At 59.3% G+C, this 1,610-nt stretch carries 1 protein-coding gene; it reads left to right on the forward strand.

The window, feature by feature from the left end; genetic code table 11:
• Nucleotides 1-736: 736 nt before the first annotated feature.
• Nucleotides 737-1,610 (forward strand): IS21 family transposase (istA, locus tag ACH107_RS32685; protein WP_412509757.1); only part of this gene is annotated, 874 nt, incomplete at its 3' end.

Raw genomic sequence — 1,610 nt, forward strand, 5'->3', positions numbered from 1 at the left:
TTGCCCCGGGGGGCATACCGCCAAACAGCTACTTCCCTCCCGCTTCACGCCAAACGCACCGCTGCGCGACCAAGAAAATAGTCAAAAATCGAGGTGCCCCGAAGCGATGATGACGCCCCGACCAGAGGAACTTCTTCCTCATCGGCCGGCTCGCTGTATGTCAGGAGTCCATGAGGACAGAACGGTTTGGCTTGAGAGGCTCGCGGCAACGTTCAGACCTTCGGCTTCAAGAAAACGCCCGCCGTTTGTCCTTTTGGACAAGGCGCATCTAGAATATCCAATATTATCAGCATCTTGTCAAAATTATATGCGGCCATACCGATTTCCCCTTGACACGGTGTGCAGCAAAAAACGCCGTTTTGCGCACCCATATGCCCCATCGACACTTAGACAATATTTGGACTGTGGCTCAGACTTTGTGGGTGCCATATGGGTGCCATAAATAATCACGTTAATCACATCAGGCAGTAAGTACACCTTCAGCTGTCCCGCGCAGTTTATCTTCGTCTTAGTGTCCGCAGGCTGGTGAGGCTCAAAGCCCGGAGGGTTACTTGGGCCGTGCGGGTTTCGGTAATTCCCGGACAAGCATTTCAGTAATTCCCGGACACGCGTTTCGGTAAATCCCGGACAGCGATTTCGCTAATTCCCGGACAGTTCCGGGAGGGCTTGGGCTCGGTTGGTCATCGCCTGCGCCGTCGCGGCATTCTGCCGGTCTTGAACAAGGCCGGGAGGGACCATGCCGAGACAGAAGCGAGCGAGGCGCACGACTGTGCAAGACATACGATCCATACTGCGACTGACGCATGAACAAGGGCTTTCGGCGCGTGAGGTTGCCGCGCGTCTGAAGCTCAGCAAAACGACAGTGGCAACATACCTGAACCGGGCCCGGGAAGCAGGGCTGAACTGCTGGCCGCTGCCCAAGGGCCGGGATGACGATTCCACGCTGAAGCAGGTTGTGTTCCAGCGCGTTGGCCGCCCACCGGGGGACCTGACCGAGCCAGACTGGCCGAAGATGGCATCTGAGATGAAGCGCAAGGGCGTGACGCTGCTGCTGCTTTGGGAGGAGTATCGGGCGGCTCACCCTAACGGCTATGGCTATACCTGGTTCTGCGAGCGCTACAGGGAGTTCGAGAGCCGGATCAGCCCACGGTATCGCAATCACCATGAGGCAGGCGCGGTGATGCAGACCGATTACGCGGGCCACACCATCCCGATCATTGACCCGGCGACAGGCGACGAGCACCGCGCTCAGATCTTCGTCGCCGTGCTTGGCGCCTCCAATTACACATTCGCCTGGGCCAGCCTCAGCCAGAAGCTGCCCGACTGGATCGACGCCCAGGTTCGGGCGCTGAAGTTCTTCGGCGGCGTGCCCAAGGCGATCGTGTGCGACAATCTCAAGGCAGCGGTCGCCAAGCCGCTGTGGTTCGAGCCGTCGGTGACCAAGACCTTTTCCGACATGGCCACGCATTACGACACGACCGTGTTGCCCACGCGGCCGCGCAAGCCGCGTGACAAGGGCAAGGTCGAGGGCGCAGTCTTGATCGTGGAGCGCTGGATTCTGGCACGCCTGCGCAACCGGCAGTTCTTTTCCATCGAGGCCCTGAACCTGG

It is taken from the genome of Roseovarius halophilus (ex Wu et al. 2025) (genome assembly GCF_047086965.1).